Source organism: Vibrio sp. 1978 (assembly GCF_033344345.1).
On record NZ_JAWPOP010000586.1, the window covers coordinates 1 to 644 of the forward strand.

Annotated in this window: 1 protein-coding gene; it reads left to right on the top strand. The window is 41.6% G+C overall.

Annotated elements, in window-relative coordinates; all coding sequences use genetic code 11:
- Nucleotides 1-271 precede the first annotated feature (271 nt).
- Nucleotides 272-644: nitroreductase family protein (locus tag R8N49_RS27970; RefSeq protein ID WP_318190550.1), on the top strand; the 373-nt coding region annotated here is incomplete at its 3' end.

A 644-nucleotide genomic window follows, 5' to 3' on the forward strand; every position in this document is an offset into this window, starting at 1 on the left:
GTGTAATTTAATATCTCAAACAAGGGGCAAGCGAATATCTCAAAGCTGGTAATTTTGGCCAAGAAACAGCAAAGACCACGTTCTCTACACAGAGTTTGAAAAATCACTCCCAAGTTCTCTGTTCGATTTTCAACAAAAAGTTAAAAGTGATTTAAATAAATGCCATCTTATCAATTGCTGGTTATTCGGTACTATGAACTCACTTTCGAGGTACGCGTGGTTGTCGAAGCTAAAAGCGGCCGATATAAAACTGAATAACGAGGATAAAAACGTGTCTCATCAAATCATTAAAGATCTAAACAGCCGCTACACAGCGAAAAAATACGACGCAGAAAAACGCATTTCTCAAGAAGATATGTCCATCATCAAAGAAGCCATTCGTCTGTCTGCATCGTCAATCAACTCGCAACCATGGAAATTCATCGTGATTGAAAGTGATGAAGCGAAACAACGCTTCCACAGCACGTTCGCGAACAAACACCAATTTAACCAACCCCACGCAACCACGGCGTCGCACACTATCCTTCTTGCTTACGATCCTAAGTTCACAAAAGAGAAGTTTGCAAAACGCGTGGATGCCGAAGTCACTTCAGGTCACCTACCAGCAGATATGTACAACACCTTTATGGGCGCATACGCATTTG